At 59.2% G+C, this 13,888-nt stretch carries 13 protein-coding genes and 3 tRNA genes; 13 read left to right on the top strand and 3 right to left on the bottom strand.

Annotated features, from left to right (window positions below; genetic code table 11):
• Positions 1-53 precede the first annotated feature (53 nt).
• From BM235_RS14625 to BM235_RS14580, 10 genes are all read left to right on the top strand, one after another.
• Complete coding sequence (locus BM235_RS14625; RefSeq protein ID WP_090114408.1) at positions 54-1,109, top strand: glycosyltransferase family protein; 1,056 nt, start codon at positions 54-56, stop codon at positions 1,107-1,109.
• Positions 1,110-1,227: 118 nt separating this feature from the next.
• Positions 1,228-1,303 (top strand) — tRNA-Lys (locus BM235_RS14620).
• Positions 1,304-1,440: 137 nt separating this feature from the next.
• Entirely contained in the window at positions 1,441-1,920 is a 480-nt protein-coding gene (locus BM235_RS14615) for a MarR family winged helix-turn-helix transcriptional regulator (RefSeq protein ID WP_255374381.1), read from the top strand.
• Between the two features lie 378 nt (positions 1,921-2,298).
• Positions 2,299-4,212, top strand: a complete 1,914-nt coding sequence (gene thrS, locus BM235_RS14610; protein WP_090114406.1) for a threonine--tRNA ligase — start codon at positions 2,299-2,301, stop codon at positions 4,210-4,212.
• Between the two features lie 132 nt (positions 4,213-4,344).
• Entirely contained in the window at positions 4,345-5,475 is a 1,131-nt protein-coding gene (locus BM235_RS14605; protein ID WP_090114404.1) for a LolA family protein, read from the top strand.
• Positions 5,476-5,656: 181 nt separating this feature from the next.
• Positions 5,657-6,841 carry an alanine racemase gene (alr, locus tag BM235_RS14600; RefSeq protein WP_090114657.1) on the top strand — a complete coding sequence of 395 codons (1,185 nt, stop codon included), beginning with the start codon at positions 5,657-5,659 and terminating at the stop codon, positions 6,839-6,841.
• A gap of 146 nt (positions 6,842-6,987) precedes the next feature.
• Positions 6,988-7,269, top strand: coding sequence for a CopG family ribbon-helix-helix protein (locus tag BM235_RS14595; RefSeq protein ID WP_090114402.1), 282 nt, complete (start codon positions 6,988-6,990; stop codon positions 7,267-7,269).
• Between the two features lie 3 nt (positions 7,270-7,272).
• A complete protein-coding gene (locus tag BM235_RS14590) occupies positions 7,273-7,623 on the top strand; it encodes a type II toxin-antitoxin system PemK/MazF family toxin (protein ID WP_090114400.1) in 351 nt (116 codons plus the stop codon).
• 151 nt (positions 7,624-7,774) lie between these two features.
• The gene (locus BM235_RS14585; RefSeq protein WP_090114398.1) at positions 7,775-8,389 is read left to right on the top strand and encodes a TetR/AcrR family transcriptional regulator; all 615 of its coding nucleotides are present in this window, start codon (positions 7,775-7,777) and stop codon (positions 8,387-8,389) included.
• Positions 8,390-8,470: 81 nt separating this feature from the next.
• Positions 8,471-10,660, top strand: a complete 2,190-nt coding sequence (locus tag BM235_RS14580) for a Tex family protein (protein ID WP_177244231.1) — start codon at positions 8,471-8,473, stop codon at positions 10,658-10,660.
• 116 nt (positions 10,661-10,776) lie between these two features.
• Here the strand turns inward: BM235_RS14580 and cmpA are convergent, their stop codons facing one another.
• Both cmpA and BM235_RS14570 read right to left on the bottom strand, forming a co-directional pair.
• Positions 10,777-10,914, bottom strand: a complete 138-nt coding sequence (cmpA, locus tag BM235_RS14575; protein WP_090114395.1) for a cortex morphogenetic protein CmpA — start codon at positions 10,912-10,914, stop codon at positions 10,777-10,779.
• Positions 10,915-11,034: 120 nt separating this feature from the next.
• Positions 11,035-11,391: a hydrolase/acyltransferase gene (locus tag BM235_RS14570; RefSeq protein WP_090114393.1), complete on the bottom strand. Its 357-nt coding sequence runs from the start codon at positions 11,389-11,391 to the stop codon at positions 11,035-11,037.
• 104 nt (positions 11,392-11,495) lie between these two features.
• Between BM235_RS14570 and BM235_RS14565 the strand changes: the two genes are divergently transcribed.
• From BM235_RS14565 to BM235_RS14555, 3 genes are all read left to right on the top strand, one after another.
• Positions 11,496-11,996, top strand: a complete 501-nt coding sequence (locus BM235_RS14565) for a SprT family protein (RefSeq protein ID WP_090114392.1) — start codon at positions 11,496-11,498, stop codon at positions 11,994-11,996.
• A gap of 80 nt (positions 11,997-12,076) precedes the next feature.
• Positions 12,077-12,152: transfer RNA gene (locus BM235_RS14560), tRNA-Asn, on the top strand.
• A gap of 4 nt (positions 12,153-12,156) precedes the next feature.
• Positions 12,157-12,247, top strand: a tRNA-Ser gene (locus BM235_RS14555).
• Between the two features lie 303 nt (positions 12,248-12,550).
• Here the strand turns inward: BM235_RS14555 and BM235_RS14550 are convergent.
• Complete coding sequence (locus BM235_RS14550; RefSeq protein ID WP_090114390.1) at positions 12,551-13,813, bottom strand: NAD(P)/FAD-dependent oxidoreductase; 1,263 nt, start codon at positions 13,811-13,813, stop codon at positions 12,551-12,553.
• Between the last annotated feature and the right edge of the window lie 75 nt (positions 13,814-13,888).

The raw sequence follows: 13,888 nt of genomic DNA, 5'->3' as shown, positions 1-13,888 counted from the left end.
ACCGTTCTCTTTTTTTTTGTCAGGGCCGGGATTCTCGGGGAGTTGAGAATGTTGTGGACAAACTGAAGTGCAGGATAAACATATCTACAATCAAAGGCGAAGGCCACATAAGCCAAATTATAACAGGGTTTTTAATGCTAAAAGAACAGGAAATTATTGACCTGGAGATAAATCGTTCCCATAATCATCCCTTCACCGGAATCGTTGAAGTCGTTGTTAATGATAAAATCAACGTGTTGTACGATATGGCGGATGGATATATTTTTGACGTGGGCGAAGTTCAGGCGTTTGCGAGGAGAACAGCCTTCTATTTCAAAAGAAGTTACAATAAAGAATATAATAATCGATATGATTTCGGTTCGCGCATTTATCCGTTAGGATTAAATTATCATGTAACGATGAAAAATAATATTCTTGATAAGCCTGTTGAGGCTAATATAGCCCATCGCTTAAAGTGGTACATAAAGGAATTGCTGGGCATTAATGATTCTCGACATTTTTATGTTGATAAATTCGAAGACACTCCTAAACCCGGCAGCTCTTCCCCTAAAATCTTGTTTACCACTCGCACCTGGAGCGGCGAAGGCGAACGGCTTAACCCCGAAGAAACGAAGGATATGGATGACATGCGAGCGGAATGCATACGAAAATTACGGAGGGAGTTTGGCGACCGCTTTGTCGGCGGATTTTCCACTCGGGAATATGCGAAGAGGAATTATGCCGACTGTCTCTTAGACGCGTCTGTAACAAGCCGGATTAACTTTATGAGTTTGGTTAAAAGTTCGGATATTTGCATTTCTACGATGGGCTTGTGGGAATCGAACGGCTGGAAATTAGGCGAGTATGTTGCGGCGAGCAAGGCCATTGTTTCCGAACGGTTGAGATACGCGGTTCCGGGAGATTTTAAACCTCAACAAAATTATTTGGCGTTCGCTAATGCCGATGAATGCGTGGAACAAACGGTGAAATTAGCAAGCGATAAAGATTTAATGTATGCCATGAAAGAGAATAACTATTACTATTATAAAAACTTCCTTCGACCGGATAAGCTAGTTCTTCACAGTTTATTAACCGTATTAGAAAAAGAAGCGATTATACAAAGCAGCTAGCGGAAGGTCGCCCGCACGTTAGGCAAAGGACTAAGCAAGTGGAGCGGGCGCAAAAAAGTAATTTAAAAAAAGCTTGGCATCCTTGTCCGGGCTGTGTTATATTATAAGAGTTCTTTACAGGTCCTTAGCTCAGCTGGCAGAGCAGTTGACTCTTAATCAACGGGTCGTGGGTTCGATCCCCACAGGGCCTACCACCTCTAAAGTTCAAGAGCAGCGACGATTTATCGTCACTGCTCTTTTTGCGTTCGCTTGCCGATCTGCCGCTTGACTTTCAATTATCCTAAGAATAGGATTTCCCTATGACGTTCAACGAACGGAAGGAGGGCGAACGATGGAACCATTAGAGCCGATGGACGACGGGACGGCAGACGATCTTCGGTTGTTCCGCATATGGTCCCGCGCCTCGCGCGCGATCTTCAGCAACGTCGGACGGGATATCGAGAGCCATGGGCTCAGTCCCGACAACTTCATGATTCTGGAGCTGCTGTATAACAAAGGGCCGCAGCCGATCCAGAAGATCAGCGAACGGCTGTCGATCCCGAGCGGCAGCATCACGTATGTCATCGACAAGCTTGAGAAAAAGGGCTTCGTCGAGCGCAGGCAGAGCCAGGAGGATCGCAGAACATCCAACGCCGTACTGACGGACGAAGGCCGCGCCTTGTTCGACGATATTTTCCCCAAGCATGCGGCGATGATCTCGCGCAATTTGTCCGTCGCCTCGCCGGAAGAGAAACGCGCGCTCTCCGAGCTGCTCAAGCGGATCGGGCTGCACGCAGCGGCGCTGGGGGAGGGGCGGGACGGCGTCGGTTGACCCGAGACATCCTCCGCACTATAATAAGTCCCAAGCAATCCATCTATTCAGGCGACGACCGAAGACATGATCCCCTTCGAGGACCGGACAGAGAAAGAGGTGCAAGGTGCGAGCCTCTGCGGAGACCGGAAGCGGATTACCCCTTTGCAGCCGTAGCGTCGAACCCGTGAGCCGTTCGCGGCGCCGCGTCAGTAGGCGATACCGTCTTATCCCCGTTACCGGATACCGATGAGGACTTCGCCCGTCATGGGTCGGCTTGCTGCCGATGCGTGTTCGCGCAGGTCGAATTAGGGTGGAACCACGAGCTTGAACGCACTCGTCCCTTTGAGGAGAAGTGCGTTTTTTTGCGTTCAAATACACCCCAAGGAGGCTTGTGCAATGGTAAAGGTAACGTTGGCTGACGGAAAAATGCGAGAGGTGGTCGGCGGAACTACCGTCGGCGAGATGGCCGGGATCGTCGGGCCGAGCCTCCGCAAGCGGGCGATCGCGGGAAAAGTCGACGGCCGGCCCGTCGATCTGGGAACTTCGATCGAGCGCGACGCGCAGGTCGAGATCCTGACGCTCGATGACCCGGAAGGAATTGAGGTATACCGCCATAGCACGGCGCACTTGATGGCGCAGGCGATCCGGCGCGTTTACGGCGGCGCGGATATCGTCAAGCTGGGCATCGGGCCGGTCATACAGGACGGCTTTTATTATGATATCGATATGGAGCGAGCGCTGACGGAGAGCGATCTGGCTGACATCGAACGCGAGATGGCGCGGATCGCCGGCGAAGATCTCCCGATCGTCCGGCATGAGGTAGGCCGGGAAGATGCCGAGCGCCGATTCGCAGCGGATCCGCTCAAGCTGGAGCTGATCCGGGATCTGCCGGCGGATGCCGTCATCACGGTCTATGAGCAGGGCGAATTCGCGGACTTATGCCGCGGCCCCCATCTGCCGTCGACCGGGCGCATCAAGGCGTTCAAGCTGATGAGCGTGGCTGGGGCGTACTGGCGGGGCGACGCGAAAAACAAAATGCTGCAGCGCATTTACGGCACTTCGTTTCCCAAGGAAGCCGATTTGCTGGAGCATCTGCGCTTGCTGGAGGAAGCCAAGAAGCGGGATCATCGCAAGCTCGGCAAGGAGCTCGAGCTGTTCATGTTCTCCGAGGAAGCGCCGGGCATGCCGTTCTACCTGCCCAAGGGAATGACGATCCGTACGGCGCTCGAGAACTTCTCGCGAGAGATTCAAGGCAAGCGGGACTACGACGAAGTGCGCACGCCGTTCATGATGAACAACCGCATCTGGGAGCAATCGGGCCATTGGGATCATTATAAAGACAACATGTACTTCACGCAGGTGGACGACACGAAGTTCGCGCTGAAGCCGATGAACTGCCCGGGACATATGTTGATCTACAAAAACGAACTGCACTCTTACCGCGAGCTGCCGATCCGGCTGTCCGAGTTCGGCCAGGTGCACCGGCACGAATTTTCCGGCGCGCTGAACGGCATGATGCGGGTGCGCACGTTCTGCCAGGACGACGCCCATATCTTCCTGCGCCAGGACCAGATCGAGGAGGAGATCAAGCGGACGATCTCCCTGATCGACGAGATCTATCGCGTGTTCGGCTTCGCGTACAAGATCGAGCTGTCTACGCGGCCGGACGACTATCTGGGGACGGCGGAGACGTGGGACGAGGCTGAGCGGGGACTGCAGAACGCGCTAGAGAAGCTGGGTCTGCCGTACCAACTGAACGAAGGCGACGGCGCCTTCTACGGACCGAAGATCGACTTCCACATCCTCGACGCGCTGAAGCGCAGCTGGCAGTGCGGCACGATTCAGCTCGACTACCAGATGCCGGACAAATTCGATCTGACGTACGTCGGCGAGGATGGCCTGAAGCATCGGCCGATCGTCATCCACAGGGCGATCTACGGCTCGATCGACCGCTTCATCGGGATGCTCACGGAACATTACGGCGGCGCATTTCCGCTGTGGCTGGCGCCGGTACAGGCGAAACTGCTGCCGGTATCGGATTCGTTCGCCGACTATGCGCTGCAGGTCAAGCGCGAGCTGGCCGAAGCGGGCATCCGAATCGAGGCCGACCTGCGAAGCGAGAAGCTCGGCTACAAGATCCGCGAGGCGCAGCTGCAAAAGGTGCCGTACATGCTCGTCGTCGGCGAAAAGGAGCGCGAGCGCGGCACGGTGTCCGTGAGACGGCGGGGCGACGGGGAAGCGGGGGAGATGACGGTGGCGGAGCTGATCGATCGCATGCGCGGCGAGGTCAGCCGTCGTTCGTCCGAATAGTTTGTCCTTTATATAGTAGAAATGCCCTATCGATCGTCCCGTATGCCGGCTCGTCAATCTCGTCCGCATATTTGGTCAAGTCCCCTCATAGGAATGAAGCATGGACTAACCAATCGAAGAGGGGTTGATGTGATGCTTCGCAAGCTGCCGTGGATCGCGGCTGCCCTGGTGCTCGTCGCGACGTTGCTGTCGGGATGCGGCGCGGGCAAGAACGCCGATTCGGTCGTGAAGGATCTGACCAAGTTGTCGGACAAGATGGACAGCTACCAAGGAAGCGGCGTCATGACGCTGCATACCGGGCAGCAGCCGCAGGCTTACAAGGTTGAGGTGTGGTACCAAAAACCTAACTATTACCGCGTCGCGCTCACTAGCGCAAGCCGCGACGTGACGCAGATCGTGCTTCGCAACGACGACGGCGTGTTCGTCCTGACGCCGAGCCTGAATAAGAGCTACCGCTTCCAGAGCGACTGGCCGGACAACCAGGGCCAAGTGTACCTGCTGCAGACGCTCCTGCACAGCATCGCCGTCGACAACTCGCGCCAGTTCGCGGCAGAGAAGGACTCTTACGTCTTTAACGTGATGGCCGGCAATTATCAGAACGGCTCGTTCGCCCGCCAGAAGATCTGGCTGGACAAGAGCGATTATTCGCCGCAGCTGGTCGAGGTGACGGACACGAATTCGAACGTGCTCGTGGACGTGAAGTTCGACAGCTTCGAATTCGGCAAAAAGTTCGACAAGTCCGCGTTCGACATGCAGCAGAACCTCGCGACGCCGAAGGATGGCGCCAGCACGACCGGCGCGCTGCCGGACGGCGCTTCGCCGGATGCGAGCGGCAAGGACGGCACGTCCGCAGACCCGGCGACCGCCGATCCGGCAGACGGCACGGACGGCAAAACCGCCGAGCCGGTCGTCGAAATGGCCGCGATCGAGCCCGATCCGCTCATGCTTCCGCAAGGCGTGACGCAAGTGGAAGCGCCGTTCGACGTGCAGCTCGGCGACGGAGAGCAAGGCGTCATGCTGCGCTACAGCGGAACCTACGATTTCTCGATCATCGAGTCGCAGTCCAAGGACCGCGCCGTCTCGACGCTGGCGCAGACCAAGGCGCTCGATCTCGGCTTCACCGTTGGCTTCCTGACCGAAGACGATACGCAGTCGCTGTCTTGGACGTACGACGGCGTGGACTACCGCCTGACGACGGTCGATCTGCCGCATGAAGAGATGGTCCGGGTCGCCCAGGCGCTCGTGGATCAATCCGGCAAGTAAAGCCTTCTCTCATTAATTTCTCATTTACAGCCAAAAGCCGGTCCTAAGACCGGCTTTTTGGCATCCGAGAGACGGATAGCCAACCATTGGTTGCCTCTCTTGCGTTGACAGTAAGGTCCGCGCCCGGTAACATTACCTTATTAGGAAGCAAACTGTTTTCTGGCAAAAGTAGGTGACGTACGTGGAAGGATATTACAGGCCGACGGTTGCCGTGATCTCGCTTGACGCGCTGCGCGCCAACGTGACCGCGTTCAAGTCGCGCCTCGCGCCGGGCACGAGGCTGCTCGCCTCGGTGAAGGCCAATGCATACGGCCATGGCGCGGTTTGGACCGCGCGAACGGCGGCAGAGGCCGGCGCGGACTATCTCGGCGTCGCCTTCCTGGACGAAGCGCTGCAGCTGCGCGATGCGGGCATCGATACGCCCGCGCTCGTGCTCGGGCTGACGCCGTCCGATGCTTTTCCGATCGCTCGCGAACGCGGCATCGCCGTGACGTTGTACCGCGAGGATCAACTCGATGCGATCGAACGAATGCCCGTAAAAGGGGCGAAGCTCAAAGCGCACGTGAAAATCGATTCCGGCATGGGCAGGCTCGGGATTTTGCCGGGCCCGGCTGCCGAGCGTTTTTTAGAGAGAGCCTTCAAGCTGCCTCAACTGGCGGTCGAAGGCATGTACACGCACTACGCGCGAGCGGACGAGAGCGACAAGAGCTACACGACGATGCAGGCCGAGCGCTTCGCCTCGGTCGTCGATTATGTCCGGCGGGCGGGACTGCCCGTCGAGATCGTGCATGCGGGCAATACCGCCGCCGGCATCGATCTGCCCCCGCAGGTAGGCGGCATGCTGCGCCTGGGCATCGGCATGTACGGCCTGTATCCGAGCGACGAAGTCCGGCACGACGAGATCCCGCTTGCGCCGGTCATGTCGCTGCGCACGCGGCTCGCCCACGTCAAGACGCTGGCGGCCGGCGAAGGCATCAGCTACGGCACCAGATACTTCACGGAAAAACGCGAGTCGATCGGGACGCTGCCGATCGGCTACGCCGACGGCTTCAGCCGGATGCTGTCCGGCAAGGCCGAGGTGCTCGCGAGAGGCCGACGGCATCCCGTCGTCGGCTCGATCTGCATGGATCAGTGCATGGTGCGTCTGGACGAAGGGCCATCCGGCGCCGAGTCCCCTTGGGCGCCCGACGAGGAGGTCGTGCTTTTCGGCCGCCAGGGCGAGGCGGTACTGCCGGTCGAGGAGCTCGCCGCTAAGCTCGGCACGATTAATTACGAAGTGACTTGCATGATCGCGGCCCGCGTGCCTAGAGTGTATGTCAGGGACGGCGAGATCGTCGGCGTGGCCAACCCGCTGCTGCAGCATTAGCGGCGGGCGAGCTTCGACATTTTTATGCCGTCAAGCAGGAATGACGCGCGGACGGCGCGAATGGTATGATATTCGTATATTTCCTTTCAGCTAACGAGATACTGGGAATTATTGCAGCATGGACATTTTTTGGGGGTGCGTGTTCGGTGGCCAATTTGCACAATACGAAGCGGATTATGATCAGTCTGCCCGATCATCTGCTGCGCGAGGTGGATTATGTCGCGGCGAACGAGAATTCCAATCGCAGCGAAGTCGTCCGCCAGGCGATGAAGCAGTATCTGGTCGACAGAAAAAAACGCCTGATCCGCGACGCGATGCAGCGGGGATACCTGGAGATGGCCAAGATTAACCTGAACATGGCATCCGAAGCGTTCCATGCCGAGGAAGACGCCGAGAGCACGCTCGGACGGCTCGTGAGCGGGGTGTAGCGATTGATCGTCAAACGCGGGGATGTGTTCTACGCGGACCTGTCGCCTGTCGTCGGGTCCGAGCAGGGCGGCGTACGCCCTGTGCTCGTCATACAGAACGATATCGGCAACCGGTTCAGTCCGACGGTCATCGTTGCGGCGATCACGGCGCAGATCCAAAAGGCGAAGCTTCCGACGCATGTGGAGATCGAGGCCAAGGAGCACGGAATGGAGCGCGACTCGGTCGTGCTGCTCGAGCAGATCCGCACGATCGACAAGCAGCGGCTCACGGACAAGATTACGCATTTGGACGAGGAAATGATGCGAAAGGTAGACGAGGCGCTGCTCATCAGCGTCGGTCTGATCGATTTTTAAGAGCGGTTCCTTCTCGAAGAAGGGACCGTTCTTTTTTTTGCATAAAAAATACCACTAATTCGACAAACGCATGCTTGCTTCGCGCAGGTTCTTTGCTGCATAATAGAGATAATGCGGTGAAGCACTAAAGTATTTTCGCGTGGGAGGAACCATGAGTACCTACGAGCTAGATGCAAGGATGCGCATTCTGCTGGCCGCCAAGCGGCTGTTCGCGCGGCAGGGCTTTGACGGGACGACGGTTCGGGCGCTTGGCGTCGAGGCTGATACGAATCCCGCGCTCGTGTCCTATTATTTTCAAGGCAAGGACAAGCTTTTCGAAGCGCTGCTGGACGAGTTTTTTCCCATCGAGCTCGTTCGGGAGACGATCGCCGCGCCGATGGAGCCGATCGCGGGTCTCAAGGTCGTGATCCGGGAGATCGTGAAGTTTCAATCCGAGGACCCCGACCTCATTCGCGTTATTCAAAACGAGATCGGCAACGAGACTTGCAGACGCGACTTCATTCGGGAGTATCTGATGCCGATCTGGGAGAAGATTCGTTCGCTGCTCGCCGAGGGCAAGCGTCGAGGCGTGTTTCATTACCGTTCGCTCGATAGCGCGTTCCTCTACCTGTGGGGAGGAATTACGTATAGACGCGAGTTCAGCTTTTTCGATCCGGTGCTGTCGGAGCCCGTGCCCGACTCGGAGCGTCTCTGCGAGGATATGACGGCTTTTGTCCTTGCGGCGCTGCGCTGTCCCGACATGAACGAGCCTTCGATCGCGCTATGACGCGAGTCTTATGGACGCTTCCGGCAGGAAGCGTCTTTTGTTATGATGGGAAAAGACTTGACCAGAGGGAGCCGACGTACCATGAATGAAGCGACATTGCCGGACGCGAAGCTTGCGGCGGAGCGCATGATCGCGCAGATCGCATCCGAGCTTAGCCTGAAGCCTGCGCAGGTGCGCACGGTGGCGGGACTGCTCGACGAGGGCAACACGATACCGTTCATCGCCCGCTATCGCAAGGAGATGACCGGCGAGCTTGACGAGAACGTCCTTCGGGCTATCGAGGAACGGCGCGGCTACCTGAAGCAGCTCGAGGACCGCAAGGGCGAGGTGCTTCGTCTGATCGACGAGCAGGGCAAGCTGACCCCCGAGCTGTCGAAGGCGATCGGCGCCGCGGTGAAGCTGCAAGAGCTCGAAGATCTGTACAGGCCTTATCGGCAAAAGCGCAAGACGAGGGCGAGCGTGGCCAAGGAGCGCGGGCTCGAGCCGCTCGCGAACTGGCTGCTGTCGCAGCCGCGGCAGGGCGATCTGCTGCGCGAAGCCGCACGTTATATCGACGCCGCTAAAGGCGTCGCCAGCGCGGAAGAAGCGATCCAGGGCGCGATGGACATCGTGGCCGAAGGCATCGCGGACGACGCGGACATTCGCAAGTGGGTGCGCCGATTCACGTGGGACCAAGGCGTGTTGCAGTGCAAGGCTAAAAATGCCGATGCCGAATCGGTATACGAGATGTACTACAAATATAGCGAGCCGGTTAAGCGGCTGCCTCCGCACCGGGTGCTCGCGATCAACCGCGGCGAGCGGGAGGACGTGCTCGGCGTCGGCCTCGAGGTGCCGTCCGACCGCGTCGTATCCGAACTTCACAGGCGGACGCTCCGCGGTCCGTCTCCGGCTCGCGATGCGCTCGCCGCGGCGGCGGAGGACGCCTACAAACGGCTGATCGCCCCGTCGATCGAGCGCGAGCTGCGCGGCGAGCTGACGGAGAAGGCGGAGGAGCACGCGATCTCCATCTTCTCCGAAAACCTGCGAAACCTGCTGCTACAGCCGCCGGTCAAGGGACAGGTCGTGCTCGGCGTCGATCCTGCCTACCGCACCGGCTGCAAGCTCGCCGTCGTCGACGATACGGGCAAGCTGCTCGAAGTCGCAGTGTCCTATCCGACGCCTCCGCATAACAAAAAAGCGGAGGCCGAGGCGCTGTTCCGCAGGCTGATCGGGCAGTACGGCGTCACTCTTATCGTCGTCGGCAACGGCACGGCATCGCGCGAGACGGAGCAGTTCGTCGTGTCGGTGATCAAGGGCATGCCGGAGCGCGGGCTGCAATACCTCATCGTGAACGAGGCGGGAGCCAGCGTGTATTCGGCGTCCAAGCTCGCGCAGGAGGAGTTCCCCGATCTCGACGTCGCCGAGCGCAGCGCGGTGTCGATCGCGCGCCGGCTCCAGGACCCGCTTGCGGAGCTCGTGAAAATCGAGCCCAAGGCGATCGGCGTCGGGCAGTACCAGCACGACGTGTCCCAGAAGCGGCTCGACGAGAGCCTCGGCGGCGTCGTGGAGTCCGCGGTCAACCATGTCGGCGTAGACGTCAACACGGCGTCGCCGTCGCTGCTCTCGTACGTGTCGGGCATCAACGCCACGCTGGCGAAGAACATCGTCAAGGCGAGAGAAGAGAACGGGAAGTTTACCGACCGCAAGCAGCTGCAAAAGGTGCCGCGGCTCGGCGCGAAGGCGTTCGAGCAATGCGCGGGCTTCCTGCGCATCTCGGACGGCGCGCATCCGCTCGACCGCACGCCGATCCATCCCGAGTCGTACGGCGTCGTGGACAAGCTGTTCAAGGCGCTCGGCCTGAAGCTGGACCGGATCGGCACCGACGAAGTCAAGGAGCGCCTGCGCGGCGTGGACGTCGCGGAGACGGCGGCCGGGCTCGGCGTGGGCGTGCCGACGCTGCGCGACATTCTCGACAGCCTCCAGCGCCCGGGGCGTGATCCGCGGGACGAGCTGCCGGCGCCGATTTTCCACACCGACGTCCTTGATATCGAAGACTTGAAGCCGGGGATGGAGCTCACCGGCACGGTCCGCAACGTCGTGGACTTCGGCGCCTTCGTCGACATCGGGATTAAAAACGACGGTCTCGTGCATATCTCGCAGATTAGCAACCGGTTCGTGAAACATCCGACGGAAGTCGTCGCCGTGGGCGATACGGTCAAAGTGTGGGTCATGAGCGCGGATCTGAAGAAGGGTCGCGTCAGCTTGACGATGAAAGGGCCGGCGGAAACTTAAAGCCGTCGACCCGCGCCTGACAGACAGCCGCCCCGAATGCGGCGCAGCATGCTGCGTCCGCATTCGGGGCGGCTGTCAATGATTATAGATCGTATGATTCACACCGGGACGGTCGGTTAGGAACGAGGGCCTGCGGCCGCATCCTTGGCGGGCTGGCGGTAATAAAAAAACCAGCAGTCGTTCAGCATCTTGATCTGGCGGCGGTCCTTCTTCTGGTAAGCCCTCATCATCTGATTGCACAGCCATTGCGGCATAGCCGTCGTCCTCCTCCACTGTCATGCTGTACTAATACCTTATGGAGAGGAGAGGCGAACCGTGCAGGTCCGACTGGCGGAACGTGTGCAAAAGTTGGGCCTGGCGTCGATCGTTGGCGGCTAGAGGAGGCCTTCTTCCTCGTACCACTGTTCGAGCTGCGCCTGCAGCGCGCGAATCTCGGTCAGCAGCGAGACAATCGGGTACTCGCCTTCGCGTACGGCGGCGAACGTCGCTTCGAGCTCGTTGACGTAGTCCATGCCGCCGATCCGTTCGGCCGCGCCTTCCATCAGCTCCAGGCTGCCGACTTCAGCGACGGCTCTTGGCAGCGCCGGGACGTTGTCCGCCGTCAGCTTGGACAGTTCCTTGTGCAGTCTAAGGTTCAGCGCGTTAAGCTGATAAGCGTGAGACGCGGGCATCTCGACGAACAGGAGGCTGCCGTCGGCGCGCTGAAGCAATACATGGGTCATGTCGGGCATGAGTCAGATGGTCTCCCCTCGGCAAATTCTACTTGACAGTGTAGCCCAACCCGTGGCTACAATTCAAGTAGAACAAGGCATCGTTAGGAAGGCAGGCTCCGTAAATGGACAACCGGGAATTGCAGCAGTGGGTGGAGGCGTTGTCTCTTCAATGGTTCGGCAGGCCCTTCCTGCACAAGGCCGCGTTCAACGGCAGGCTGAGGACGACCGGAGGCCGTTATTTTACGAAGAGCCATAATATAGAGATCAGCCCGCATCAGCTCCAGATCAACGGAGCGGAAGAGACGGAGCGCATCATTAAGCACGAACTGTGTCACTACCACTTGCACCTGCTCGGGCGGGGTTATAAGCACCGCGACGCTGAGTTCAAGACGCTGCTCGCCCAGGTTGGCGCCACGCTTTACTGTCAAGCGCTTCCGGGCGCGCGTCGCAGTTTGCCGGTCCGTTACCATCTGGTGTGCCGCGCCTGCGGCATGTCGTACCCGCGCAAGCGCAAGACCGACCCGCGCAAGTACGTGTGCGGCAGGTGCAGAGGCAAGCTGCGGCTCGAAGAAGCCGCGCCGGAGCAGGCCGCTTCGTGGGCGGCCCAGGCGGCGCAAAATTAATTTCAAAAAAGTTTAGGACAGTGCTTGACTCATTAGAGGACATATGATAAATTAATCAATGTCGCTTTTGAAGAAAACGTTCCCTGATAGCTCAGTTGGTAGAGCACTCGACTGTTAATCGAGTTGTCACAGGTTCGAGTCCTGTTCGGGGAGCCAACATGGAGAGATACCCAAGTGGCTCAAGGGGACCCTCTGCTAAGGGGTTAGACTGCGCAAGTGGTGCGAGGGTTCGAATCCCTCTCTCTCCGCCACCACAGCGACATGACAAAGGATTGCCGAATAGGCAATCCTTTTTTATTTGTATTCGGAGGTATTGGTTGAAAACCAACATCCCGTTCGTGGCGAAACGAAGAGCGAACAAGTCTCATTGAGAAACAAAGGAACGACCCCGGACGTCGCGACGATCGGATGGGTCTCATTTAGAAACAAATGCCCGCTCGACGTAACGTGGAGATATAACAAGTCTCCGTTAGAAATAAACGCGACGTTCAGGGGATTGGCCGAGGTCGCTGGTACCGAATAGAATTGACAACTCCCTCGTCCCGCGCAATCGGTTAAACCCCATAGGCCTGCTTGACGGCAGGCTCTCCATTAACGGTCCGCCTAGTCTGCGTCGGCCGCAGCAGCCCGGCGAGCGGGTGCGTTTCCCCCCGCAAGCCCGCTACGAGCATGCTCGCGGCCAGCATGCCGTACACGGAGCCGTTGCCGCCGTAGCCGAGCGCATGGAAGAGGCCCGGCATCTCCGGATGCTCGCCGATGAAGGGAAGGTCGTTCGGCGATTCGTCGATCGCGCCGCACCAGGCGTACTCGGCTTCGAAGCGGCTGCCCGGGAACAGCGCTCCAAGCTCGGCGAGCAGCTTGTCAGTGCGCTCCTGCAGCGCCCGCTCGCCAGTCTCGGGATTCGACGCATCCTCGTCCAGCCCGCCGGCGACGATCCGGCCGTCCGGCGTCGTACGGAAATAAAAGTAGGGCCGCGCCGTTTCCCGCATCATCAGGTCCCGGTTCCATTCGTCGGGAACCGAATTGGGTGCCGTCGCCAGCGCGAACGTCCGGCGAAGGATAGGTTCGCTCCCGTCAGCCCCCTCGATGCCGGGGAGGCAGCCCGTCGCGCGCACGACCGTCCGCGCGAGGATCTCGCCGCCATCGCAAGCGAGTACGAACCAGTCGCCTCTTCTGCGTACGTCCGTTACGCCCGCATGCTCGTACACGCGAACGCCGCTCCGCGCCGCCTGCGCGATGAAGCCGTGCGCGAGACGCACGGGATTGATCTCGGCGTCGCCGTGCGTCACGAGAGCGGCGGGATAACGCGCCTTAAAGTCGAGGCCGACTCCCGCGGGGAAGCCCCAATCCGCCCCGAAGCCGTGCCGGCGGAGCATCCCGTACTCCCGGCGAAGCTTGGAAGCGTCTTCGTCGGAAGCGGCGCAGTAGAGGCTGCTGCGCGAGCGATAGCCGCCGTCCTGGGGGATGGCCGCCGCCAGCAGGCCGAGATCGTTCACGGCTTTGCTGCAATGCGCGTAGAACGCGGCAGCGTCCATCTCGCCGATCCGGTCGGCCAGCTCGCTTAACATGATATCGCTGGAAAATTGGATAAGACCGGTGTTGGCTGCCGTGCTGGCGGAAGCGACGCGTTTCTCCTCGACCAGAACGGCGGGAATGCCGGCTTCCGCAAGGGTCGCTGCGCAGATCGCGCCGGTCAAGCCGCCGCCGATGATCGCGACTTGCGTCATCGCGCGTTCGCGAAGGGAAGGATATGTAGGGAAGAAGGACATCGTTTTCGGCCAGTATAGGGAACCGTCGTGCAGCTTATGTTCGGTCATGGCGAATAGCCCCTTTGTCGAATCCGTATATTACTTAGTGCTTAACCGGATACGACGTTCGTTGAAACGAGGACG

It is taken from the genome of Cohnella sp. OV330, assembly GCF_900112065.1.
Lineage (GTDB): Bacteria > Bacillota > Bacilli > Paenibacillales > Paenibacillaceae > Cohnella.
This window is presented reverse-complemented; position numbering and strand designations above follow the sequence as displayed.